Here is a 23,063-nt window from a genome sequence, read left to right on the forward strand (position 1 = left end):
GATGTTCTCCCTGTTATTTGCCGGAACCGGCGATCTGGTCGCCGTCGCGGGTGAGGTAATAGGCTGCCAGGATCGGCAGGAAGGTGACGAGCACCACGACCATGGCGACCACATTGGTGACGGGGCGCTGGCGCGGGCGGATGAGTTCTTCGAGCATCCAGATCGGCAGCGTCGATTGCTGGCCGCCGGTGAAGGTGGTGACGATGACCTCATCGAAGGACAGGGCAAAAGCGAGCATGCCGCCGGCAAGCAGGGCGGTGCCGATATTCGGCAGGATGACATGGCGGAAGGTCTGGAAGCCGTCGGCGCCGAGATCCATCGAAGCTTCGATCAGCGAGCCGGAGGTGCGGCGGAAGCGGGCGACGGCGTTGTTGTAGACGACCACCACGCAGAAAGTGGCGTGGCCGAGCACGATGGTCCAGACCGAGAACGGGATGTCGAAGAGGCTGAAGGCGGAGCGCAGCGCAATGCCGGTGATGATGCCGGGAAGCGCAATCGGCAGGATGACCAGCAGCGAGATCGCCTCGCGGCCGAAGAACTTCGTCTGGCTGACGGCAGCCGCGCAGAGCGTGCCGAGGACGAGCGCGATCGCGGTGGCGATCACGGCGACCTGCACGGAAAGGCCGAGCGCCGACCAGACGTCGGGCCGGTTCCAGGCAACGGCGAACCATTGCAGCGTCAGGCCGGGTGGCGGCCACTGATAGCTCTTCTCCTCCGTCGTGAAGGCATAGACGAAGATCAGCAGGATCGGCAGGTGCAGGAAAAGCAGCCCGCCGGCGGCGGCGATCTTCAAGGGCAGCGGCGATGTCTTCAGATCAGAGCGCATCGAAGGCCCCCAGTCTTTTGGCGAGCGACAGATAAAGCGCCATGATGACGATCGGCACGACCGAGAAGGCAGCCGCCAGCGGCACGTTGCCAGCCGTCCCCTGCTGCGCATAGACGGCCTGGCCGATGAACAGCCTGGAAGAGCCGATGATCTGCGGGATGATGTAATCGCCGAGGGTCAGCGAAAAGGTGAAAATCGAACCGGCGACGATGCCGGGGAGTGCCAGGGGCAGCAGCACGGTGCGGAATGTCTGGCGCGGGGTGGCGCCGAGATCCGCCGAGGCCTCGATCAGGTTGCCGGGCACACGCTCGAGGGCCGCCTGAGTCGGCAGGATCATGTAGGGCAGCCAGATATAGACGAAGACGATGAAGGTGCCGAGGTAGCTGACCGAAAGCGAATTGCCGCCGACGACGGGCAGGTTCAGGACGCCGTCGAGAAGCCAGGAGAGATGGAGCTGTTCGAAGATCCACGTCAGGATGCCTTCTTTAGCGAGGATCAGCTTCCAGGCGTAGATCTTGACGAGATAACTCGACCAGAGCGGCAGCATGACGCCGAGATAAAACAGCACCTTCCATTTGCCCCGCGCATAACGGGCGGCGTAGTAGGCGATCGGGAAGGCGATGAGTACGGAAGCGACGGTGACCAGCGCCGCCATTAAGACGGTGCGGATAATGATGTCGAAATTCGTCGGGCTCAGAAGCTGGGCGTAGGTCGACAGCGTGAATTCGTAGTTCACCAGTCCGGAAAAATCGTCGATCGAGAAGAAACTCTGCAGAAGCAGGGCGATGAGCGAGCCGATATAGATGATGCCGAGCCAGAGCAGGGGCGGTGTCAGCATCAGGAACAGCAAAAGCTTCGGGTGCCGCCAGAAGGCATCCGACAGCCGGCCGAAGACGCCACTGCGTCCCGGAAGGATCGATGTCTTGCCGTCGGAGATGATGAGTGCCGTCATGCCGCATCGTCCATGTAGTGGATATCGGCGGGCTGCCAGGCAAGCCGGATGCCGGCGCCGATATCCGGCACAGGCATGCCTGCCGGCAGCGTGACATGCAGCCGGCTGCCCTGCAGGTCGACGCTGAGACGGGTGGCGGCGCCGAGGAAGCTCGCATGCTCGACCTTCGCCTCGATGCCGTCACTTGCCAGCCGGATCGCCTCGGGGCGCAGGCTCGCCCAGCGTTTCTCGCCGCCGATCGCGGCCATCAGATCAGGCGCGATCACATTGGACGAGCCGACGAAATCGGCGACGAAACGGGTCTTCGGGCAGCGATAGATATCCTGCGGCGTGCCGTGCTGGACGATATTGCCATTGTTGAAGACCGCGACGCGATCGGCCATGGACAGCGCCTCGCCCTGATCATGGGTGACGAAGACAAAGGTGATGCCGAGCGCGCGCTGCAGGCTCTTCAATTCCTCCTGCATCTGCTCCCGCAGCTTCAGGTCCAGCGCACCGAGCGGCTCATCGAGCAGCAGCACCTTCGGCTTGTTGACGAGGGCGCGGGCGAGCGCCACGCGCTGCCGCTGGCCGCCGGAGAGTTGGCCGGGGCGGCGGCCGCCATAACCCGGCAGTTTGACGAGCTCGAGGGCTTCTCCCGCCGCCTTCATCCGCTCCGCCTTGCCGACGCCCTTGACCATCAGCCCGTAGGAGACGTTGTCGAGGATGTTGAGATGCGGGAAGAGCGCGTAATCCTGGAATACGGTGTTGACGTTGCGCCGATAGGGCGGAACGCCGTCGGCCGTCTCGCCGAAGATCTGAATGTGGCCTGCTGTCGGCTGTTCGAAGCCGGCGATCAATCTAAGGCATGTCGTCTTGCCGGAACCCGACGGGCCGAGCATGGCGAAGAACTCGCCCGGCGCTATTTCGAGATCGACGCCGTCGACGGCGCGAACCTGGCCGAAATGGCGCGATACCTGTTGGAAGCGGACGGCTGACGTCATGGAAGGCTCCGGGTCTTTCAATAGAGGGCGTCGGTCGCGGCTTGAAAGACCCCGCCCCAAACCCTCCCCACCAGGGGAGGGGCTTAATCTGCCGCACCCTCGCAAAGAACTCCGTGTTCAAGAGGAGCGAGGCGGTGCCACTTGTAGCCCCTCCCCTTGTGGGGAGGGGTTGGGGAGGGTTCTTCAACCACACAAGCCGACTTGGCTATTACCGCCCGCCAATCACGCCGATGTAATCCGACACCCAGCGGTGATAGGGCACGCATTCGCTCTGCGTTGCACATTTGGCGACCGGTGTTTTCCAGAATTTGATCTTGTCGAAGTGATCGAAGCCGTTGGTGGCGCAGCCGGTTTCTCCCATCAGCTCGTTGCCCTTGCAGGCAGCGGGAACGGAGGGCACGGCGCCGAACCAGGCGGCGGCGTCGCCCTGGACCTTGGCCTGCAGCGAATGTTCCATCCACATATAGGCGCAGTTCGGATGTTCGCTGTCGGCGTGCAGCATGGTCGTGTCGGCCCAGCCGGTGACGCCTTCATCCGGAAAGGTGGAGGCGATCTTCTGCTTGTCGGCCTGGAGCAGGTTGACCTGGAAGGGCCAGGAGCCGGAGGCGACGACGCCTTCGTTCTTGAAGTCGTCGATCTGGATCATCGCGTCGTGCCAGTAGCGTGAGACGAGCTTGCGCTGGCCGCGCAACAGGTCGAGGGCGGCCTTGTACTGGTCCTCGGTCAGTTCGTACGGGTCCTTGATGCCGAGATCGGGCTTATGGGCCATCAGATACATGGCCGCATCGGCGATATAGATCGCGCCGTCATAGGCCTGGACGCGGCCCTTGTTTGACTTGCCGTCCGGCAGGGTCTGCTCCTCGAAGACGACACCCCAGCTGGTCGGCGCCTTGTCCTTGAAGGCGTCGGTATTGTACATCAGTACGTTCGGCCCCCAGAGATAGGGCACGCCGTAATGCACGCCGCCGACCGTGTACCATGGGCCGTCCTGCAGGCGCTTGTCGACATTCTTGAAGCTCGGGATCAGATCGGTATTGATCGGCTGGACACGCTTGCCGGCGATGAGGCGAAGCGACGCGTCGCCGGATGCGGTGACGAGATCGAAGCCACCTTCGTTCATCAGCGACACCATCTCATCGGATGTGGCGGCAGTCTTGACTGAGACCTTGCAGCCGGTTTCCTTTTCGAAGCCGGTGACCCAGTCGTAATTCTTGTCGGTTTCGCCCCGTTCGATGTAGCCGGCCCAGGCGACGATGCTGACCGCGCCTTCGCCCTTACCCAAGGCCTTCAGCGGTTCGGCGGCGACCACCTGTGTCGCGAAGCTCAGGCAGGCGAGCGCTGCCGTGCAGGATTTCAAGAGATTCGTCATCTGCGTCTCCCGGTTTGGTGCCACTTCTGTGGCGATTTGTTCCCGGTTGAGAAGGTGACGCCAAAAGCCCGGTTTCGCAAATTCATTTATCAGAAAGGCGATATCGGAAATTCCGATATCAGCGGAGCCGGCCGGACCGCATGGTTTCGGCGATGCCGACGAAATCGCGCGCCGCCTGCGGCAGGCTGGAGCCCTTGCGCCAGACCATCCCCACCTGGACGACCGGCAGCGAGCCGGAGACGTCGCGGCTCTCGATGCGGTCGCCTTCGAGCGACCAGGGTCGGTAGACAAGATCGGGAAGCAGCGCCACGCCGGCGCCTGTGGCGACCAGACTGCGCACCGCTTCCACCGAGCGGGTGCGGAAGGCGACATGCGGGCGGGCGCCGAGTGCGGAGAGCAGCTTACCGGTATTCTCCTCGATCTCGTCGACCGTCAGCATGATCAGCGGTTCGCGGGCGATATCGGCGACAGAGATGATATCGGCCGACACCAGCGGATGGCCCATCGGCAGCCAGAGGCGATAGGGCGAGGTTTCGAGGATTTCCGCCTGGAGCGCCATGCGGTCGCGCAGATTGGATATCACCATCACCGCCACGTCGAGTTCGCCGCCGACCAGCAGATGTTCGAGATAGCCGCCATTGTCCTCGATGGCGCTGACTTCGATGCCCGGGCAGGCGCGCCGGTATCGCGCCAGCAGATCGGAGAGAACGTAGCCGGCGACAAGCGAGGTGACGCCGATATTCAACGTGCCGGAGAGGGTACTCTGCTGGCCGGAGAAGCTGGTCCGCGCATCGGAGACGGAGGCGAGAATCTTGGTCGCGTGACGGAGGAACTGATGTCCGTTGTGGGTAATCGTCAGGCCGCGCGGATGGCGCTCGAAGAGTTCGACGCCGAGATCGGTTTCGAGCTCCTTCAGCGCTTCCGTCACCGAGGATTGCGAGATCGAAAGGTTCTGCGCGGCTCGTGTCACCGAACCCTGTTCGGCGACGGCCACGAAATATTGGATCTGGCGAAGCGTGAAGGCCATGGGTGTTTAGAGCATGGCGAAATGTGCCGTGGCAAGCAGCCGAAAAATTCGGACCTTTTTTGGGATTTTCCTGAAATGGAGCGAGCACGGCGCGCCCACTTAAACTTTCCGAAACGTCATTTCCCTAGCATTCTCAGCACCTGTCCTGCGTTGGAGTTTGAGATGGCGGAGCAGTTGGCGTGAAGGCCTTACTGCGCATATTCCGGCCTTCCCGGAAATTGGCAATCATCATCGGCGGAGTCGCGCTTCTGGCGGGCGTTTCCGGCGGCGCGGCGCTGTATGTCGGCAAGGACAGGCTGATCGGCGTCTCCAGTGGCGGCGCGCTCGAATGCAGCGACGTCAACCTTGTGACGATCAGAAAGCAGGATCATGTCTGGGTGCGGAAATACATAAAGACCGAACCGACCGACGGGATGACGCGGGTCAGGACCGCGCTCCGTGTCGCCCAGGCCGTCTATGCCGCGCAGAAACCGGATCTGGTACAGGTGGTGGTGCTTGATGAGAACGGCCCAACGCTGCGTGCCGATATTCGCGGCCGGGCGATAGGCGCCGATGTCGTCTTCATCCCGCATCCCGACAAGACCGTTCCCGGCCTCGACGACAAGCGCTATACGGCGCGCTACTACGACGGCAAGGCCAGCGAAAACGGATTGTTCTTCGGCGAGCGTATCGAACTCCCCGCCGATGAGATCGCCATGATCAGCGCTGGCTTCAAGGATCCGGAGGATTGCGTCGATCCGGTCGCCGTCGCCTCGACCAAGGGCGAGGCGACGGGCAAGAAGATTGAGGGGAAGGACAAGAAGGCCGAGGGCGGGGGACATGGCGCGGCACCGGCTGCCGAAAGCGAACCGGCGCCAGCTGCCGAGAGCGACGGCGCCGATGTAGTGGCCGAGGCGCCGGCCGAAGAGCCGCCGGCGGAAGCCGCCAAGACCCACTGAACAGGCATATGAAAAAGCGGAGCGCCGGCCGGCACTTCGCTTTGTTCAACCTGCATCTTTCCTGTCAGTCGGCCTTGCTGCGGCGCGCCGGGAAGAGGATGACGTCGCGGATCGACGGCGCGTTGGTCAGAAGCATGATCAGACGGTCGACGCCGATGCCGAGGCCACCAGCCGGCGGCATGCCCTGATCGATCGCGTCCAGGAATTCGTCGTCCAGCTGCTTTTCCTTTTCGCCGCGGGCATGCGCCTGCTCGAGCTGCTCGACCATGCGGCGGCGCTGCTCCTCGGGATCGTTGAGTTCCGAGAAGGCATTGCCGAGTTCCCAGGCGTTGCAATAGGTCTCGAAGCGTTCGACAAGCCGCGGCTCGCCCGGCACTTCCTTGGCGAAGGGCGAGATGTCCTTCGGGAAATGCGTGACGTGGGCCGGCTGGATCAGCGTCGCTTCCACCTTTTCCTCGAAGATGAAGGCGAGGCATTCGCCCCAGGTCCAGTCCTTCTCTACCGCAAAGCCGGCAGCCTTGGCGGCGGCGCGGGCTTCCTCGTCGGTCTTGATGGCGAGGAAATCGATGCCGGTCGCTTCCTTGACGGCATCCGGCATCGGCACACGCTTGAACGGGCCCTTGAAGGAGAGGCGCTTGTCGACGAAGTCGAATTCCGTCGTGCCGTGAATGGAGAGCGCCAGGGTCTCGAACAGCCGCTCGACGAGGTCCATCATGTCCTCGTAATCGGCATAGGCCCAGTAGCACTCCATCATGGTGAATTCGGGATTGTGGCGGGTGGAGACGCCTTCGTTGCGGAAGTTCCGGTTGATTTCGAAGACCTTGTCGGTGAGGCCAGAGACCAGCGTACGCTTCAGGAACAGTTCCGGCGCGATGCGCAGATACATGTCGAGCTTCAGCGTGTTGTGATGCGTCTTGAACGGCTCGGCGGTGGCGCCGCCATAGACGGAATGCAGCATCGGCGTCTCGACTTCCATGAAGCCGTCATTCTCCATGAAACGGCGGATCCCGGAGACGATCTTCGAGCGCTGCTGGAAGCGCAGCTTCGAATCCTCGTTGGTCATGATGTCGAGATGGCGCTTGCGGTAACGCAGCTCGATATCGGCGAGACCGTGCCACTTCTCGGGCATCGGCAGCAGGGACTTCGTCAGCATTTCGATTTTCTGCGCGTTGATCGTCAGCTCGCCGCGCTTGGTGCGGCGCACGATGCCGGTGACACCGATGATGTCGCCGATATCGATCATCGGCAGCAGGGCGCGGGCCTCTGCCGGCGTCGTGTCCTTGTGGCTGAAGATCTGGATCTTGCCGGAGGCGTCATGGATATCCATGAACATGCCGGAATTGCGCGAGGAATAGACGCGGCCGGCGACGGTGACGACATCCTGCGTCTCGACGTCGGGTTCCAGAGATTCATACTTGGCGCCAAGCTCGGCATTGGTCAGCGTCCGGTGAAAATGCGCCGGATAGACATCGCCGATCTGCTCGCGCAGCAGCTTGAGCTTCTGGGCGCGCACCTCGGTCGCGTCGGAGGAAAGGGTGTTTTCGGTCTTGTTGTCAGCCACTGTCGAAATCCTCTGACTTTTCTTATTTCGAGCCGACGAGGGCGGCGACCGCCTGTGCTGCGAGCTTCAGGCGCTGGCGCACGACGGAGCGGCCGAGCAGCGCCATGGAATCGAAGAGCGGCAGCGAACGCGACGAGCCGGAGACGGCGACGAAGAGCGGTGCCACCACGACCTTCAGCTTTTTGCCCATGCGGTCGGCGACGGCGCGCAGCTCCGCCTCGATCGTCTCGACATTCCATTCCAGGATCTTTTCGAGATCGGGCTGGACGGTGTTGAGGATCTCTAGGATCTCTTCCGGCGGCGATTTGATCTTGGCGAAATCGGACGGCTGCAGGCTAAGATCGGATTTCAGCAGGAAGCCTGCTAGATCGGGCAGTTCGCCGAGCTTGGAAATGCGCGTCTGCGACAGGCGCAGGCCGGCCTTCAGGCGATCGTTCTCCATCGCCCAGGTCAGTACACGCGCCTGGAATTCCTCCTCGGAGAGCTTCTCGCGGATCCAGCGGCCGTTCAGCCAGTCGAGCTTCTGAATGTCGAAGATCGCGCCTGCTTTGGAGAGATTGTCCGGATCGAACTTTTCGGACAGTTCTTCCATCGTCAGAAGCTCTTCGCCTTCGGCGATCTGGATGAAGAACAAGCCGAGGAAGTTCATCAGCGCCTCGGGGATATAACCGAGCGCGGAATAATAGGAGATCGAGGTTGGGTTCTTGCGCTTCGACAGCTTCGACTTGTCGGCGTTGCGCATCAACGACAGATGCATGAAGACCGGCTGCTCCCAGCCGAAATAGCGATAGAGCAGGATGTGCTTAGGCACCGACGCCAGCCATTCCTCGCCGCGCGCCACATGGGTGATCTTCATCAGATGATCGTCGATAACATTGGCCATGTGATAGGTCGGCATGCCGTCGGCCTTGATGAGGACCTGCATGTCGACGGAATCCCACGGAATGGAGACGGCGCCGTAGACGCCGTCGGTAAAGTCGCACGAGCCTTCGGCCGGGATCTTCATGCGGATGACGGTGCTTTCGCCGGCCGCCATGCGCGAGGTGACTTCTTCGGCCGTGAGGTTCAGGCATAGACCGTCGTATTTCGGCGGCTTGCCGTCGGCGCGCTGCGCCTCGCGCATCTGCTCCAGCCGCGCAGGCGTGCAGAAACAGCGGAAGGCATGGCCATTGTCCAGCAGCGCCTGTGCATAGGGCTGGTACATCGGCTTGCGGTCGGACTGGCGATAAGGGCCGTAGGGGCCGCCGATATCGGGGCCTTCCTTCCATTCCAGCCCGCACCATTTCAGCGCGTCCAGCACCTTGGTCTCGAATTCCGGGGTCGAGCGCGTCGCATCGGTATCTTCGATGCGCAGGATGAACTCGCCACCGTGCTTCTTGGCAAAGAGGTAGTTGAAGAGAGCGATATAAGCGGTGCCGACATGCGGCTCGCCGGTCGGCGAGGGAGCGATGCGGACGCGGACGCCGGAAGCTGTCCCGGAATTTGTCATTGTATGTGCCCGTCAATGAATGCCGGACTGCTTTCACGGGAAAGCGATGTTCGGCCGGAAGGATGCAGATATCTTCATCGGCAAACCGGCCGAAAAAGGGCATTCGCCCGCACCATTCGCCGATCGTCCGTTCGGCTGGCCTTAGGCCATATTCAACCGGGCGCGTCAAGAAAAACCGCGTCCGCAACGGCTTGCGGACGCTGAGAAGGTGCGCCGGTTGCGGCGCACGCTCCCGTATCTGCCTCAGTGCGCGCCTTCGCGTTTCCGCTTCCGGGCATTGCGTGCGAACATGTTCAGCACCTCGACCAGCGCCGAGAAGGCCATGGCGGCGTAGACGTAGCCCTTCGGCACGTGGAAGCCCATGCCTTCGGCGATCAGCGTCGTGCCGATCATCAGCAAGAAGGCGAGCGCCAGCATGACGATCGTCGGATTTCTTTCGATGAAGTTGGCGAGCGGGGTCGCGGCAACCAGCATGACGGTCACAGCGGCGATGACGGCGATCACCATAATCGGCAGATGCGGCGTCATGCCGACGGCGGTGATGATGCTGTCGACGGAGAAGACCAGGTCGAGCAGCAGGATCTGACCGATCGCCGATGCAAAGCCTGTCGTTGCCGACGTGGCGATGAAATCTTCCTGATGGTCTACGGGGTCGACGCTGTGGTGAATTTCCTTGGTGGCTTTCCAGACGAGGAACAGGCCGCCGGCGATCAGGATCAGGTCCTTCCATGAGAAGCCGTGGCCGAAGGCTTCAAATAGCGGTTCGGTCAGTTGCACGATCCAGGCAACGGTGCCGAGCAAGGCCAGACGCATGATGAGGGCAAGGCCGATGCCGATCCGGCGAGCTCTCTCGCGGTGCTCAGGAGGCAGTTTGTTGGTCAGAATGGAAATGAAGATCAGGTTGTCGATCCCGAGAACGACTTCCATCACCACCAGTGTGATGAGCGCCACCCAGGCGGCCGGGTCCTGAATGAGCGTCATGATATCCTGCATCAGCGTATATCCTCTTTGGCGTCACATGATGGAACGACGCGCGCAATGTAATGGCGCCTGCCGTCCGGACAAGCGCCACAAGCGGGTATACGAAACTGATATGATCTTTATTCCCTTACAGGCAGCCAGATTTCGGTGACGCCCGTTCCGGTATAGGGATCGAAGCGCTCGTCGTAACGTTCGAACATGTCAGGTGTCTCGCCATGTTCCAGGCCTGAGCTTGGCCACCATGTACCGAAAATCCGGTTCATGGTCAGGGAAATGCCAGAGACGTGGCCGCGATGGGTGAAGACGGCGTAGCGCTGTCCCGGAAGCTTGAGCGTCGTAAACTCCGCGGGCAAGTCGCCGGCGTCGGAAATCTCGGCTGCGGCCATGTAGCGGAATTTCTCCTCCTCGCCGATGTGTCTGCAGATGCCATAGGCGACATTGCCTTTCTGGCCTGGAATATGCCCGAAATGGGTATTGAACTTTTGCCAAAGCGACGGGATGGCGGCATTGTCGCCATAAGGGTAGGTCTCCTGCAGGCCGGCAAAGAGCATTGGTTGAAGAGTCTCGAAACGGGGTGGTTCGAGGTCGTTGAGGTGGTCGGTATCCATTCGGATCGGCTCCAATAAAACAAGGTTACGGGCGTGTCCCTGTCTGCGCACAGCATCCGGCGTCATGCCGAACTGCTCGCGGAAGGCACGGGTGAAAGCTTCGTGCGAGCCGTAGCCCGCGCAAAGCGCAACCTCGAGAATGGTGGATGAGCCGGTGACCAATGCGGGCACGGCGCGGCTGAGGCGCCGTCCTCTCATGTAGCTGCTGATCGAGTGGCCGGTGAAGAGCCCGAAGACGCGCGACAGATGGTAGCGCGACAATCCGGCTGCGTCCGATATCTCTTCCAGCGATATATCGCTTTCGAAATGGCTCTCTATGAACCAGATCGCCCGTGCGATGGCGTTCATCATCATTCCCCTGGTTGCGGCTCCTTCATTAGAGAAAAGCCGGCAGCCGGGTTTGATCGTCCTTGCGGAGTTTTGGCCGAAGGGGAGCGGCAGTCAAGGATACGGGATTAGGCAGTCTCGTGCCGGCGCGCGCCGTAGGCTGCCATGAAGACCTTGATCGCACCGCGGATGACGCGGTCGATTTCCTCACGAGTCGGCGGTTTTTCCATGCTGCCGAACAGGCGGAGCTTGAAGAAGCTGCCGCTGGCAAGATCGAGAAACTGGCCGGCGGCAAGATCGATGTCGTCGATCTCGAGCCGGCCTTCGGCGACATGCTGTTCCAAAAAATCGCGCATGATCGTGCGCAGGTTTACCGGGCCCTTGAAAAAGCGTTGACACAGTTCCGGCATGCGGTCGCGAACGCCGAGAACGGTGCGCATCGCGCTGATGACCTTCTCATCGGTCATGTGGGTGACGAAGCTTATCCCGAATTCGTACAGGCCGGATTCGGGGTCATCATGCTCGGCAAGGGCCGTGCGCACGGCCGCCACGAAGGCGGCGCGCTCGGTCTCGATCATCGCCGAAAACAGCTCTTCCTTGTTGGTGAAATAGACGTAGAGCGTTCCCTTGGACACGCCAGCTTCGCGCGTTACGTCGTTCATGCTGGCGGCGTCGAAGCCCATTTTCATGAAGACTCGCTTGGCGCCGGCAAGAATTTGCTGGCGCTTGGCCGGGTCTTCGCCCGCGGCAAATCGGCCCCCGGCGGCGGGAGGACTGAATACGGCGACGTGGTCGGGTTTTAGCGTCATGTCTCCTTAACCGTGTTCACGGTTTCGCATTTTCCTTAAAAGAAATCGAACCGATTGGTTCTATACATCTTGATATGACGATAAAACAGGTTTATGTCAACTGAACCGAACCGTTCAGTTCGATTATTACTCCAAGATCAGTAGAGTGGCCATGTCGAGCAACCAGAAGAGCAACGTCGCGCGTATCGTCAGCGAAAACGCCGAAGCCGAAGAGGCAAAGGTCGCGGTCATTGCCGAGGCGCCGACGGCGGAAGCCCTGGAAAAGCCGGCTGCTCCCGCACAGTCAGCCCCGGCTCAGGGGCCGGTTGCTGCTCCTGCTACGGCGAAGAAGCGCCGCAGCCCGGTGCTGCCGATCGTCGTGCTTGCCCTGCTTGCGGGCGGCGGCTGGTACGGATACGAATGGTGGATGAACGGCCGGTTCATGGTGTCGACCGACGATGCCTATATCGAAGGCGATATCGCGACCATCTCGCCGAAGGTTACCGGCTACGTCGCGAAGGTGAATGTTGTCGCCAACCAGGAAGTCAAGGCAGGCGACGTTCTCGCTACCCTTGATAACGGCGACTACCAGAATGCCCTCGATCAGGCGAATGCCCAGATTGCGACCGAGCAGCTTTCGCTAAGCCGTATTGATGCGCAGATGGAAGGCGCCAAGGCAAGCCTTGTGCAGGCCCAGGCGCAGAAGGCTGCCCTCGAAGCCACGGTTCGTGGCGCGGAAATCAAGCAGAAGCGCCAGAGCGACCTGCAGGCAAAGTCGGTCGGCACCACCGCGGATCTCGATGATGCCAATACCGCACTCGATCAGGCCAAGGCCAATCTTGCCGGCGGCGACGCCAATATCGTGGCGGCGCAGGCCAATATTGCCATCCTCGAAGCCCAGCGCAGGGAAGCGGAAGGTTCCGTCCGCACGCTTGAAATCCAGCGTGACAAGGCCGCCCGCGACCTCTCCTTCACCGTGCTCAAAGCGCCCTATGACGGAATCGTCGGCAATCGTTCCGTCCAGGAAGGCGATCTGGTCTCGCCCGGCCAGCGCCTGATGGCGCTCGTTCCCGTGCGCCAGCTTTATATCGACGCCAATTTCAAGGAAACGCAGATCCAGCATCTCGTTCCAGGCTCGAAGGTCAGCGTCCATGTCGATGCCTATGACGACCATCCGATCGTCGGCACCGTCGAATCGATCTCGCCGGCCTCCGGTTCGGTCTTTTCGCTGCTGCCGCCGGAAAATGCCACGGGCAACTTCACCAAGGTGATCCAGCGCGTGCCGGTGCGCATCGCGCTGCCGCAGGATGCGCTCGGCAGCGGCCGTCTGCGCGCGGGCCTCAGCGTCGTCGTCGACGTTGATACTCGCACGGCGCCGAACAAGTAAGCCTCAAAAAAGGCGGAGATGATCCGATGGCCGGGAGCGCGACAGCAACAGCGGGAACAATTCCGACAGCGCCCGCCCACGCCGGAGATCGCATGGATCCGAGGAAGCTCATCGCCTTTTTCGCGATGGTGCTCGGCATGTTCATGTCGATCCTCGACATCCAGATCGTCTCTGCGTCGCTTGCCGAAATTCAGGCCGGCCTGTCGGCCGGTTCCGACGAGATCGGCTGGGTGCAGACGGCCTATCTGATCGCGGAAGTTATCATGATCCCGCTGTCGGGCACGCTGGCGCGCATCATCTCGACGCGCTATCTCTTCGCCATCTCGGCCGCCGGCTTCACCATGGCGAGCGCGCTTGCCGCGACGGCGACGAATATCGACCAGATGATCGTCTACCGCGCCATCCAGGGCTTCATCGGCGGCGGCATGATCCCGTCGGTCTTCGCGGCCGCCTTCACCATCTTCCCGCCGTCGAAGCGCAGCATCGTCTCGCCGATCATCGGCCTGATTGCGACGCTGGCGCCGACCATCGGCCCGACCGTCGGCGGCTATCTCAGCCACGCCTTCTCCTGGCATTGGCTGTTCCTCGTCAATATCGTTCCGGGCATCATCGTCACGCTGGTCACCTGGAACTTCATCGACTTCGACAAGCCGGAACTGTCGCTCTTCAAGAAGTTCGACTGGTGGGGGCTGATCTCGATGGGCGTCTTCCTCGGCGCCCTGGAATATGTGCTCGAAGAGGGCAACTCGAACGATTGGTTCAACGACAATTCCATTGCGCTGGCTGCCGTCGCCTCCGGCGTCGCGGCCATCGTCTTCTTCTATCGCGCCTTCACGGTGGAGTTTCCCGTCGTCGACCTCAAGGCTTTTGCAAACCGGAATTTCTCCTTCGGCTCGGTGTTTTCCTTCGTCATGGGCATCGGCCTCTACGGTCTTACCTATATCTACCCCGTCTATCTCGGGCGTATCCGCGGCTATGATTCGCTGATGATCGGCGAGACGATGTTCGTCTCCGGGCTTGCGATGTTCTTCACCGCGCCGATCGCCGGGCGGCTGTCGACCAAGATGGACCTGCGCCTGATGATGGTGATCGGTTTCATCAGCTTCGCCGCCGGCACCTACATCATGATCCACCTGACGGCGGATTGGGATTTCTACGAACTGTTCATCCCGCAGATCCTGCGTGGTTTCGGCCTTATGATGTGCATGGTGCCGATCAACAACATCGCGCTCGGCACGATGCCGCCGTCGCGCATTCGCGGCGCGTCCGGCCTGTTCAATCTGACCAGAAATCTTGGCGGCGCCGTCGGCCTCGCTGTCATCAACACCGTGCTCACCAACCGGCAGGATGTGCACTACGAGCGATTGCGGGAGAATATGGACTGGGGCAATTCGGCGGCGATCGACCAGATGAACAACATGGCCGCCAATTTTACCAGTTACGGCATGGACGGCACTTCGGTCGCGATCAAGCAGATGGTTGGCCTCGCAACTAAGCAGGCGGTCATCCTTTCCTTCAGCGATGTGTTCCTGATCCTGACCGCACTGTTCGTTGCGATGATCCTGGGTGTCGCCATGATCAAGAAACCCGCGCCGCAAGGCGGCGGAGGAGGTGGCGGCGGCCACTGACCTCCGGCCCCGTCCCTCGAAAAGGCCCTCTCCGGAGGGCCTTTTTGTTGCGGTTTTCCAGCCTCTGTGTCATCGGGTGGGCGATCGCTCATCGAATTGATGCCAGCGGCCGGCAAGACCGGAAAAATGATGCGGAAATCGCCCCGCTGGTTTTTTTGATTTACGTACATCAAATTTGGCGCTAATGGTCTCGTCAGGAGGAACGATGAGGCCAACTGTTCACGATATCGCCGCTGCGGCGGGCGTCAGTCTCGCGACTGTCGACCGGGTCCTCAATCAGCGTCCTGGTGTGCGCCATGTCACGCGGGAGAAGGTCGAGACCGCAATCCGCGAACTCGGTTATATCAGGGACGTCGCCGCCGCCAATCTCGCCAAGGGTCGCACTTATCCGCTGGTCTTCATCCTCCCGGCCAGCGACAATTCCTTCATGCACGGGCTCAATGCCGAAATCCGGCAGGCGATCCTCCGCTCGCCTGCTGAACGCACCGATATTCGTACCATCGAGGTGCCTGCCTTCGATCCGGCCGCTCTCGTCGTCGTGCTCGAAGGGCTTTCCCGCGAAAAGCCTTGCGGCATCGCAATGGTTGCGACCGATGCGCCTGAAGTGCGTGCCGTCGTCGACAGGCTGGTGCGTGCGGGCTTTCCCATCGTCACGCTGGTGTCCGATCTTACCGGATCGCTGCGCCATCACTACGCCGGTGTCGACAATATTGCGGCTGGCCGCACGGCGGCCCGTCTGCTCGGCCGGTTCCTGGGGCCGCGAAAGGGCAAGATCGCCGTGCTCGCCGGCTCCATGCTGGTGCGCGACCATCGCGAGCGGCTGGAAGGGTTCACTTCGGTCATGGGAGAGGAGTTTCCCGATCTTGCGATCCTTCCGGTTCTGGAGGGCCGTGACGATCCGGAGATCGCCCATATGCTCGTCGCGGAGGCACTTGGGAATGCCGACATTATCGGCGTCTATAGCCTCGGCGCCGGCAATCGCGGCCTCATCCGGGCACTGAAGGAGAAGGCCGTCGACCGGACGCTGACGGTCATCGCCCACGAGCTGACCGCCCACACGCGGGCGGCGCTTATCGACAACACGATCGATGCGATACTCAATCAGAATGCCGGTCACGAAGTGCGCAGCGCCATCCGGGTTTTGAAGGCCAAGGCGGACGGGCTCGCCGTCATCGAAGCGCAGGAGCGCATTCGGCTCGACATATTCCTGAAGGACAATCTGCCGTAACGGCAAAGGGAGAATGCCACATGTATCTCGGTCTCGATCTCGGAACCTCCGGCGTCAAGGCGATGCTGATCGACGGCGACCAGAAGATCGTCGGTTCGGCCAACGGCGCGCTCGATGTCTCGCGCCCGCATTCCGGCTGGTCGGAACAGGAACCGGCTCACTGGGTGCGCGCGACCGAGGAGGCCGTCGCCGGGCTCAAGGCGAAACATCCAAAGGAGTTTGCCGCAGTCAAGGGCATCGGTCTTTCCGGGCAGATGCACGGCGCGACCCTGCTCGATGCTTCCGACAAGGTGCTACGCCCCTGCATCCTCTGGAACGACACGCGCAGCCATGTCGAGGCGGCGGCACTCGATGCCGATCCGCGCTTCCGTGCGCTGACCGGCAACATCGTCTTCCCCGGCTTCACTGCGCCGAAACTCGCATGGGTTCAGAAGCATGAGTCCGAGGTCTTCGCCAAGATTGCCAAGGTGCTGCTGCCGAAGGATTATCTACGCCTTTGGCTGACCGGCGAATATATCTCCGAAATGTCGGATTCGGCGGGCACCTCCTGGCTCAATACAGGAAAGCGCGGCTGGTCGTCCGAACTACTTGCTGCCACCAACCTTTCCAAGGAGCAGATGCCAGCGCTCGTCGAAGGCACCGATCAGGCCGGCAGACTAAGGTCCGAACTCGCGGCGCGATGGGGCATATCGGGCACCGTCGTCGTCGCCGGCGGCGCAGGCGACAATGCGGCATCGGCCTGCGGCATGGGTACGGTCAGCGACGGCGCGGCCTTCGTCTCGCTCGGCACCTCGGGCGTGCTTTTTGCGGCCAACGGCTCCTATCTGCCGAAGCCGGAAAGCGCCGTGCATGCCTTCTGCCACGCGCTGCCCAACACCTGGCACCAGATGGGAGTCATCCTGTCGGCCACGGATGCCCTCAACTGGCACTCCGGTGTGACCGGCAAATCCGCTGCCGAACTCACAGGCGAACTTGGCGAGACGGTGAAGGCGCCTTCCGGCGTCACCTTCCTGCCCTATCTCTCCGGCGAGCGTACGCCGCACAATGACGCCGTGATCCGCGGCGCCTTCTTCGGGCTGGAGCATGAAAGCAGCCGCGTCGTGCTCACCCAGGCCGTTTTAGAAGGGGTGGCCTTCGCCATCCGCGACAATCTCGAAGCTTTGCGCTCTGCCGGCACCAACATTTCCCGCGTTACGGCAATCGGCGGCGGCTCGCGCTCCCGCTATTGGCTGGGGTCGATCGCCACTGCGCTCGGCGTTCCTGTCGACCTGCCGGCTGACGGCGATTTCGGCGCGGCCTTCGGCGCCGCTCGTCTCGGTCTGATCGCGGCGACGGGTGCGGATCCGATCGCCGTCTGCACGCCGCCAATGACGGCAAGCACGATTGAACCGGTCGCGGCGCTGAAGGGCGCTTATGAGGATGCTTACAAGCGTTACCGGGCGCTCTATCCGGCGATCAAGTCGCTGGCGCATTGAGAGTTTGAGCCAGCGGCCCCCTCACCCTACCCTCTCCCCGAGGGGAGAGGGCGGCGCCCGCAGCGACGGCTTTGAAAGAGCTGCAACGTTGCGGCAAGTCTCTTCTCCCATTGGGGAGAAGGTGCCGGCAGGCGGATGAGGGGGCTGTATGGCACGAACGATAAGACTAAACGACGAACCCAAGGAGACCCCAACATGAGCACCGGATTTTTCGGCGATATCCAGAAGATCAGATATGAGGGCCCGGACAGCACCAATCCGCTGGCCTTCCGCTATTACCAACCGGACGAGATCGTCCTCGGCAAGCGCATGGAAGACCATCTGCGTTTTGCGGTAGCTTACTGGCACACCTTCACCTGGCCGGGCGGCGACCCCTTCGGCGGCCAGACCTTCCTGCGCCCGTGGTTCGAAGACTCGATGAAGGCGGCCAAGCTGAAGGCCGACGTCGCTTTCGAATTCTTCTCGCTGCTCGGTGCGCCCTATTACTGCTTCCATGACGCTGACGTGCGCCCGGAAGGCAAGAATTTTGCCGAGAACACCAGGAACCTCAACGAGATCGTCGATTATTTCGCCGAGAAGCAGGCGGCCACCGGCACCAAGCTGCTCTGGGGCACGGCGAATCTGTTCTCCAACCGCCGCTACATGTCGGGTGCGGCGACTAACCCCGATCCAGACGTCTTCGCTTTTGCAGCCGCGACGGTCAAGACCTGCATCGACGCTACGCAGAAGCTCGGCGGCGAGAACTACGTGCTCTGGGGCGGCCGCGAAGGCTACGAGACGCTGCTCAACACCGATCTCAAGCGCGAGCTCGACCAGCTCGGCCGTTTCCTCAACCTCGTCGTCGAATATAAGCACAAGATCGGCTTCAAGGGCACGATCCTGATCGAGCCGAAGCCGCAGGAGCCTACCAAGCATCAGTATGATTACGACGTCGCGACCGTCTACGGCTTCCTCAAGAAGCACGGTCTCGAAAACGAGGTGAAGCTCAATATCGAGCAGGGCCATGCGATCCTCGCCGGCCACTCCTTCGAGCATGAGCTGGCGCTCGCCAATGCGCTCGGCATCTTTGGCTCGATCGACATGAACCGCAACGACTACCAGTCCGGCTGGGATACGGACCAGTTCCCGAACAACGTTCCGGAAATGGCGCTTGCCTATTATCACGTTCTGGCAGGCGGCGGCTTCAAGACCGGCGGCACCAACTTCGATGCGAAGCTGCGCCGCCAGTCGCTCGACCCGGCAGACCTCTTGATCGGTCATATCGGCGGGATGGATTGCTGCGCCCGTGGCCTGAAGGCGGCTGCCAAGATGATCGAGGACAAGGCTCTGTCGCAGCCGCTCGCCGATCGTTACGCCGGCTGGGAATCGGCCGAGGCGCAGAAGCTCTTCCGCGGCGAGTATTCGCTCGAGGAGATCACCAACTGGGTCGAGACCAAGGATGTCAATCCGCAGCCGAGATCCGGCAAGCAGGAACTGCTCGAGAATATCGTCAACCGTTACGTTTGATGATGGACGCCGGCGGCCATCGGTCGCCGGCGCTTTTTGTGGTCGGCTATTCTATCTCCGTTCAGCGCTTCAACCAGTTGCGTGAGGGCGCGGAGACGGAGTTTCTCACCACCAGATCCGGCCTCAGCAGGATTTCCGTCTCGGCCGGCCGGCCATCGGACAAAAGCTCCAGCAGCAGCGCCATCGCCTGCTTGCCGATCGCCGTCCTCGGCTGGCGGATCGTCGTCAGCGACGGGGATATGAAGACGGCCTGCGGCACGTCATCGAAGCCGGTCACCGAGAAATCCCGCGGAATATCATAGCCTCGCGCGCCGAGCCCGATCATGACGCCGATCGCCGTCTGGTCGTTCACGCACATGAAGGCTGTGGGAAGCGTGTCGCGCATGAAAAGCTGCTCGACCGCATGCCGTCCGCTTTCGATCGTGCCGTCGCCTTCGAGCACGATCCTCAAGTCGGGCGGGACGCCAGCAGCTTCGAGACCGGCATCATAACCCATACGGCGCCTGGTATAGGCGAGCCGGGTGCGGGAATCGCCGATGAAGGCGATCTTGCGATGCCCTTCGGCCAGCAGCAGGTCGACGGCTTTCCGAGCGCCCTCGGTATCGTCAACGCCAACATAGGGAATGCCGCCGTTGAAGACCGGTTCGAAAACCCCGACGCTCGGCGGCAGCCGCGCCGTCATGGTCTGATGACCGAAGGGCAGGATGCCAGTGAAGAGGATGAGCCCGGCCGCCTGGTTCGAGTTGAAGAATTTCAGATATTCCAGACCGCGCTGGGCATCGTTCTGGGTGTGGCCGATCAGGACGCCGTAGCCGTGGGCCCGGGCCTCGTTCTCCAGTCCGACGAGAATATTGGAAAAATTGGGATCGCCGATATCGGGCGCCACCACGAGGATCATGTTGGAGCGGCCGAGTCTCAGGCTGCGGGCCATGGCATTGGTCGTATAACCGGTGATGGCGATCGCCTGATTGACCTTGAGCCGCGTCGAGTTGGCGACTTTTTCCGGCGTGTGGATCGCCCGCGAGACCGTCGCGATGGAGACCTCGGCGATCCGGGCGACATCTTCGATTGTTGCGGGCGTGGAATTCGACACTGGGGCTCTGCCTTAAGGCTGTCTTCGCCGCGACACTACACAGACTTGTCGAGAGGTCAAAGGCAAGCGTCAACTGATCTGTGTTAATCCACGATGTAAACCTTTACATGGTAGATGTAAAGGTTTACATAAGGCTCGAAGCGGATGGGAGCCGCATGCGCGTGCCTGTTTGAGGCCTAAGGCGGTTTTCAGACGGAAAATGTGCGCTAGTTCAAATGGAGCGTTGCCGGGGTGCGGCGCTCTAGGGGAGGGCATAATGACCGTGGAGATCGCCGACACTGCACCCGTGGTGCTGTCCGCCAGGCGCATATGCAAATCCTTCAGCGGCGTGCAGGTCCTCTTCAGCGTCAACTTCGATCTCCGCGCCGGTGAAATCCATGCGCTCATGGGCGAAAACGGCGCCGGCAAATCCACGCTTGTCAAGGTGCTGTCGGGTTTCGAGCAGCCGAGTTCGGGCGAGATCCTGCTCGACGGCAAGCCTGTGGTGCTGCCGCCCAATGGCGCTGCGGAAGCGCTCGGCATCGTCATCATTCACCAGGAATTCAACCTCGCCGACCATCTGACCGTGACGGAGAGCCTTTTCCTCGGTCGCGAGGTCACGCGTCTCGGCGTGCTCGACCGCAAATATATGCGCGCCGAGACCCGCAAGGTTCTCGACGTGCTCGGTTCGCATGTCGATGAGAATGCCTTGATCAGCACGCTTTCCATCGCCGACAAGCAAATGGTCGAGATCGCCAAGGCGATCAGCCGCGATGCGCGCGTCGTCTTCATGGATGAGCCGACCGCCGTGTTGTCGCGGGAAGAGACCAATATGCTTTTCAAGCAAGTCCGCAAGCTCCGCGACCAGGGTACGAGCTTCGTCTTCGTGTCCCACAAGCTCGACGAGGTAATGGAGCTGACCGATCGGGTGACAGTGCTGCGCGACGGTCAATGGATCAAGACGTCGCCGACATCAATCCTGGACGGAGAATCGATCGCGCAGTTGATGGTCGGCCGCGAACTTTCCAGCCTCTATCCGGCCAAGGTCGAGCCTGATGTCGACGAGGAGATCGTCCTCAGCGTCGCTTCGGTGTCCACCGGTTATGTCAGGGATGCGAGCTTCGAAGTACGCAAGGGCGAGATCATCGGTTTTTCCGGCCTGATCGGCTCCGGCCGTACCGAACTGATGGAGGCGATTGCCGGACTGCGGCCCCGCCTCGAGGGCGAGGTGGTCATCAAGGGGCAAGCGGTCCCCTCCGGCGACGTGCACGCGGCCAATCGCTGCGGTCTTGCCTATATGACCAAGGACCGCAAGTCGAAGGGTCTGCTGTTACGCTCCGGCATGGCGACCAATCTGACGCTGCAATCGCTCGGAAGACATTCGCGCCACGGCTATCTCAGCCCGAGCAGCGAGGCGGCCGCACTGGCGAAAGCCAAGCGCCGCTTCGACATCAGGGTTCGCGACACCAATATCGTCGCCGGCCGAATGTCGGGCGGAAACCAGCAGAAGCTGCTGCTCGCCAAGGTCATGGAGACCGATCCCGACATCATCATCATCGACGAACCGACGCGCGGCATCGATGTCGGCACCAAGCAGCAGATCTATCATTTCATTTCGGCGCTCGCCCGCGACGGCCGGTCAATCATCGTCGTTTCGTCGGAAATGCCCGAAGTCATCGGGCTCTGCACAAGAGTGGCCGTCATGCGCGAAGGACGGATTGTCGGCGTGCTCGAGGGCGACGAGATTTCCGAGCAGGAGATCATGCGTTACGCCGCCGGGCTCAAAAAGAAGGTGGCTGCGTGAGGCCGGAGCGAGACTTCGCCGACGCGGACAATAGAGGATGCCCAGACGAACTGGGACGGGAGGTTGGTTTTGGACATGAGTATTAACGAGGAGACCAGGGCGATCCGGCGCAGGTCCTGGCGTGACGTTGATCTGCGCGCGGTTGCACCGTTTGCCGCCTTGGCCTTGCTCCTGATTGTCGGCGCACTGGTCAACCCGAATTTCATTGGCATCACCAATCTTGCCAACGTCGCAACACGCTGCGCTTTCATCGCCATCATCGCGGTCGGCGCCACCTTCGTGATCTCGGCCGGAGATCTCGACCTTTCCGTCGGCTCGATGGTCGCCTTCGTTGCCAGCCTGATGATCCTGCTGATCAATTCGGGCGTCATTGCCGATCCGGTGCTGATGCTGACGGCCGCCGTGGTCTTTACGGTGATTGCCGGGGCTCTTTGCGGCCTCGCAAACGGCCTCATCACCACCGTCGGCAAGATCGAGCCTTTCATCGCCACACTCGGCACAATGGGCATTTATCGCGGCTTGACCACCTGGCTGTCGCAGGGCGGCGCGATCACCTTGCGCTCAAGTGAAATCCAGACGCTCTACCGTCCGGCCTATTTCGGCAATATTCTCGGTATTCCCGTGCCGATCGTGGTGATCCTCGTCGTCACCGCGATTGCAGCCTTCATCCTCTATCGCACCCGTTACGGCCGCCATGTCGTGGCTGTCGGTTCGAACAGCGACGTCGCGCGCTATTCGGGCATAGCGGTCAACCGCGTGCGCACCATTGCCTTCGTCATCCAGGGCCTCTGTGTGGCGATTGCCGTGCTGCTCTATGTGCCGCGTCTCGGATCCACCTCGGCAACGACCGGCATCCTGTGGGAGTTGCAGGCCATCACCGCCGTCGTCGTCGGCGGCACGGCGCTCAAGGGTGGCGCCGGCCGGGTCTGGGGGACCATCTGCGGCGCCTTCATTCTCGAACTCGTCGGCAACATCATGCTGCTGTCGAACTTCATCAGCGAGTATCTCATCGGCGCGATCCAGGGTGCAATCATCATCATCGCCATGCTGGTGCAGCGGTCGCTGGTTCGCAAATCCTAAGACAAAGAACTTCTCGGATTGGCCGGGCTTGACA

General features: G+C 61.6%; 19 protein-coding genes. 8 read left to right on the forward strand and 11 right to left on the reverse strand.

Annotated features, from left to right (window positions below):
- Positions 1 to 13 precede the first annotated feature (13 nt).
- The 5 genes from PH551_RS07505 to PH551_RS07525 form a co-directional block, all read right to left on the reverse strand.
- Positions 14 to 826, reverse strand: coding sequence for an ABC transporter permease (locus PH551_RS07505; RefSeq protein WP_285192497.1), 813 nt, complete (start codon positions 824 to 826; stop codon positions 14 to 16).
- Positions 816 to 1,778 carry an ABC transporter permease gene (locus PH551_RS07510; RefSeq protein WP_285192498.1) on the reverse strand — a complete coding sequence of 321 codons (963 nt, stop codon included), beginning with the start codon at positions 1,776 to 1,778 and terminating at the stop codon, positions 816 to 818. Before PH551_RS07510 ends, PH551_RS07505 begins: the two co-directional genes overlap by 11 nt.
- Entirely contained in the window at positions 1,775 to 2,761 is a 987-nt protein-coding gene (locus PH551_RS07515; RefSeq protein ID WP_285192499.1) for an ABC transporter ATP-binding protein, read from the reverse strand. The genes PH551_RS07510 and PH551_RS07515 overlap by 4 nt, the downstream gene beginning before the upstream one ends.
- A 208-nt stretch (positions 2,762 to 2,969) precedes the next feature.
- Entirely contained in the window at positions 2,970 to 4,130 is a 1,161-nt protein-coding gene (locus tag PH551_RS07520) for an ABC transporter substrate-binding protein (protein WP_183698620.1), read from the reverse strand.
- Between the two features lie 118 nt (positions 4,131 to 4,248).
- A complete protein-coding gene (locus tag PH551_RS07525) occupies positions 4,249 to 5,157 on the reverse strand; it encodes a LysR family transcriptional regulator (protein ID WP_097597185.1) in 909 nt (302 codons plus the stop codon).
- A 179-nt stretch (positions 5,158 to 5,336) separates the two neighbouring features.
- Between PH551_RS07525 and PH551_RS07530 the strand changes: the two genes are divergently transcribed.
- Positions 5,337 to 6,095: a hypothetical protein gene (locus tag PH551_RS07530; protein WP_285192500.1), complete on the forward strand. Its 759-nt coding sequence runs from the start codon at positions 5,337 to 5,339 to the stop codon at positions 6,093 to 6,095.
- A 64-nt stretch (positions 6,096 to 6,159) separates the two neighbouring features.
- On the opposite strand, the gene lysS is transcribed toward PH551_RS07530, so the two are convergent.
- From lysS to PH551_RS07555, 5 genes are all read right to left on the reverse strand, one after another.
- Positions 6,160 to 7,656: a lysine--tRNA ligase gene (gene lysS / locus PH551_RS07535; RefSeq protein WP_285192501.1), complete on the reverse strand. Its 1,497-nt coding sequence runs from the start codon at positions 7,654 to 7,656 to the stop codon at positions 6,160 to 6,162.
- A gap of 22 nt (positions 7,657 to 7,678) precedes the next feature.
- On the reverse strand, positions 7,679 to 9,145 hold the full coding sequence (gltX, locus tag PH551_RS07540) for a glutamate--tRNA ligase (RefSeq protein WP_285192502.1): 1,467 nt from the start codon (positions 9,143 to 9,145) through the stop codon (positions 7,679 to 7,681).
- Positions 9,146 to 9,388: 243 nt separating this feature from the next.
- A complete protein-coding gene (locus PH551_RS07545; RefSeq protein WP_085779527.1) occupies positions 9,389 to 10,138 on the reverse strand; it encodes a TerC family protein in 750 nt (249 codons plus the stop codon).
- A gap of 107 nt (positions 10,139 to 10,245) precedes the next feature.
- Complete coding sequence (locus PH551_RS07550) at positions 10,246 to 11,082, reverse strand: AraC family transcriptional regulator (RefSeq protein ID WP_285192503.1); 837 nt, start codon at positions 11,080 to 11,082, stop codon at positions 10,246 to 10,248.
- Positions 11,083 to 11,189: 107 nt separating this feature from the next.
- Positions 11,190 to 11,870: a TetR/AcrR family transcriptional regulator gene (locus PH551_RS07555; protein WP_285192504.1), complete on the reverse strand. Its 681-nt coding sequence runs from the start codon at positions 11,868 to 11,870 to the stop codon at positions 11,190 to 11,192.
- A gap of 151 nt (positions 11,871 to 12,021) precedes the next feature.
- Between PH551_RS07555 and PH551_RS07560 the strand changes: the two genes are divergently transcribed.
- The 5 genes from PH551_RS07560 to xylA all read left to right on the forward strand — a co-directional run bounded on the left by PH551_RS07560 (position 12,022) and on the right by xylA (position 19,073).
- On the forward strand, positions 12,022 to 13,236 hold the full coding sequence (locus PH551_RS07560; protein WP_285192505.1) for an HlyD family secretion protein: 1,215 nt from the start codon (positions 12,022 to 12,024) through the stop codon (positions 13,234 to 13,236).
- 26 nt (positions 13,237 to 13,262) lie between these two features.
- Positions 13,263 to 14,864, forward strand: coding sequence for a DHA2 family efflux MFS transporter permease subunit (locus PH551_RS07565; RefSeq protein WP_285192506.1), 1,602 nt, complete (start codon positions 13,263 to 13,265; stop codon positions 14,862 to 14,864).
- A 205-nt stretch (positions 14,865 to 15,069) separates the two neighbouring features.
- Positions 15,070 to 16,092, forward strand: a complete 1,023-nt coding sequence (locus PH551_RS07570; RefSeq protein ID WP_285192507.1) for a LacI family DNA-binding transcriptional regulator — start codon at positions 15,070 to 15,072, stop codon at positions 16,090 to 16,092.
- Between the two features lie 20 nt (positions 16,093 to 16,112).
- On the forward strand, positions 16,113 to 17,567 hold the full coding sequence (xylB, locus tag PH551_RS07575) for a xylulokinase (protein ID WP_085779521.1): 1,455 nt from the start codon (positions 16,113 to 16,115) through the stop codon (positions 17,565 to 17,567).
- Between the two features lie 195 nt (positions 17,568 to 17,762).
- Positions 17,763 to 19,073, forward strand: coding sequence for a xylose isomerase (xylA, locus tag PH551_RS07580; protein ID WP_085779520.1), 1,311 nt, complete (start codon positions 17,763 to 17,765; stop codon positions 19,071 to 19,073).
- A 61-nt stretch (positions 19,074 to 19,134) separates the two neighbouring features.
- On the opposite strand, the gene PH551_RS07585 is transcribed toward xylA, so the two are convergent.
- Complete coding sequence (locus tag PH551_RS07585) at positions 19,135 to 20,166, reverse strand: LacI family DNA-binding transcriptional regulator (protein ID WP_285192508.1); 1,032 nt, start codon at positions 20,164 to 20,166, stop codon at positions 19,135 to 19,137.
- 256 nt (positions 20,167 to 20,422) lie between these two features.
- On the opposite strand from PH551_RS07585, the gene PH551_RS07590 reads away from it, so the two are divergent.
- Complete coding sequence (locus tag PH551_RS07590) at positions 20,423 to 21,949, forward strand: sugar ABC transporter ATP-binding protein (RefSeq protein ID WP_097597196.1); 1,527 nt, start codon at positions 20,423 to 20,425, stop codon at positions 21,947 to 21,949.
- A gap of 75 nt (positions 21,950 to 22,024) precedes the next feature.
- A complete protein-coding gene (locus tag PH551_RS07595; RefSeq protein ID WP_085860497.1) occupies positions 22,025 to 23,029 on the forward strand; it encodes an ABC transporter permease in 1,005 nt (334 codons plus the stop codon).
- Positions 23,030 to 23,063: the final 34 nt, after the last annotated feature.

The sequence above is a fragment of the Rhizobium atlanticum genome, from assembly GCF_030182485.1.
Taxonomy (GTDB): Bacteria; Pseudomonadota; Alphaproteobacteria; order Rhizobiales; family Rhizobiaceae; genus Rhizobium.

Bases quoted from the DNA above. Each gene is read 5' to 3' on its own strand.
- PH551_RS07505 (WP_285192497.1), bottom strand. From the start codon at position 826: ATGCGCTCTGATCTGAAGACATCGCCGCTGCCCTTGAAGATCGCCGCC.
- PH551_RS07510 (WP_285192498.1), bottom strand. From the start codon at position 1,778: ATGACGGCACTCATCATCTCCGACGGCAAGACATCGATCCTTCCGGGA.
- PH551_RS07515 (WP_285192499.1), bottom strand. From the start codon at position 2,761: ATGACGTCAGCCGTCCGCTTCCAACAGGTATCGCGCCATTTCGGCCAG.
- PH551_RS07520 (WP_183698620.1), bottom strand. From the start codon at position 4,130: ATGACGAATCTCTTGAAATCCTGCACGGCAGCGCTCGCCTGCCTGAGC.
- PH551_RS07525 (WP_097597185.1), bottom strand. From the start codon at position 5,157: ATGGCCTTCACGCTTCGCCAGATCCAATATTTCGTGGCCGTCGCCGAA.
- gltX (WP_285192502.1), bottom strand. From the start codon at position 9,145: ATGACAAATTCCGGGACAGCTTCCGGCGTCCGCGTCCGCATCGCTCCC.
- PH551_RS07545 (WP_085779527.1), bottom strand. From the start codon at position 10,138: ATGCAGGATATCATGACGCTCATTCAGGACCCGGCCGCCTGGGTGGCG.
- PH551_RS07550 (WP_285192503.1), bottom strand. From the start codon at position 11,082: ATGAACGCCATCGCACGGGCGATCTGGTTCATAGAGAGCCATTTCGAA.
- PH551_RS07555 (WP_285192504.1), bottom strand. From the start codon at position 11,870: ATGACGCTAAAACCCGACCACGTCGCCGTATTCAGTCCTCCCGCCGCC.
- PH551_RS07560 (WP_285192505.1), top strand. From the start codon at position 12,022: ATGTCGAGCAACCAGAAGAGCAACGTCGCGCGTATCGTCAGCGAAAAC.
- PH551_RS07565 (WP_285192506.1), top strand. From the start codon at position 13,263: ATGGCCGGGAGCGCGACAGCAACAGCGGGAACAATTCCGACAGCGCCC.
- PH551_RS07570 (WP_285192507.1), top strand. From the start codon at position 15,070: ATGAGGCCAACTGTTCACGATATCGCCGCTGCGGCGGGCGTCAGTCTC.
- xylB (WP_085779521.1), top strand. From the start codon at position 16,113: ATGTATCTCGGTCTCGATCTCGGAACCTCCGGCGTCAAGGCGATGCTG.
- xylA (WP_085779520.1), top strand. From the start codon at position 17,763: ATGAGCACCGGATTTTTCGGCGATATCCAGAAGATCAGATATGAGGGC.
- PH551_RS07590 (WP_097597196.1), top strand. From the start codon at position 20,423: ATGACCGTGGAGATCGCCGACACTGCACCCGTGGTGCTGTCCGCCAGG.
- PH551_RS07595 (WP_085860497.1), top strand. From the start codon at position 22,025: ATGAGTATTAACGAGGAGACCAGGGCGATCCGGCGCAGGTCCTGGCGT.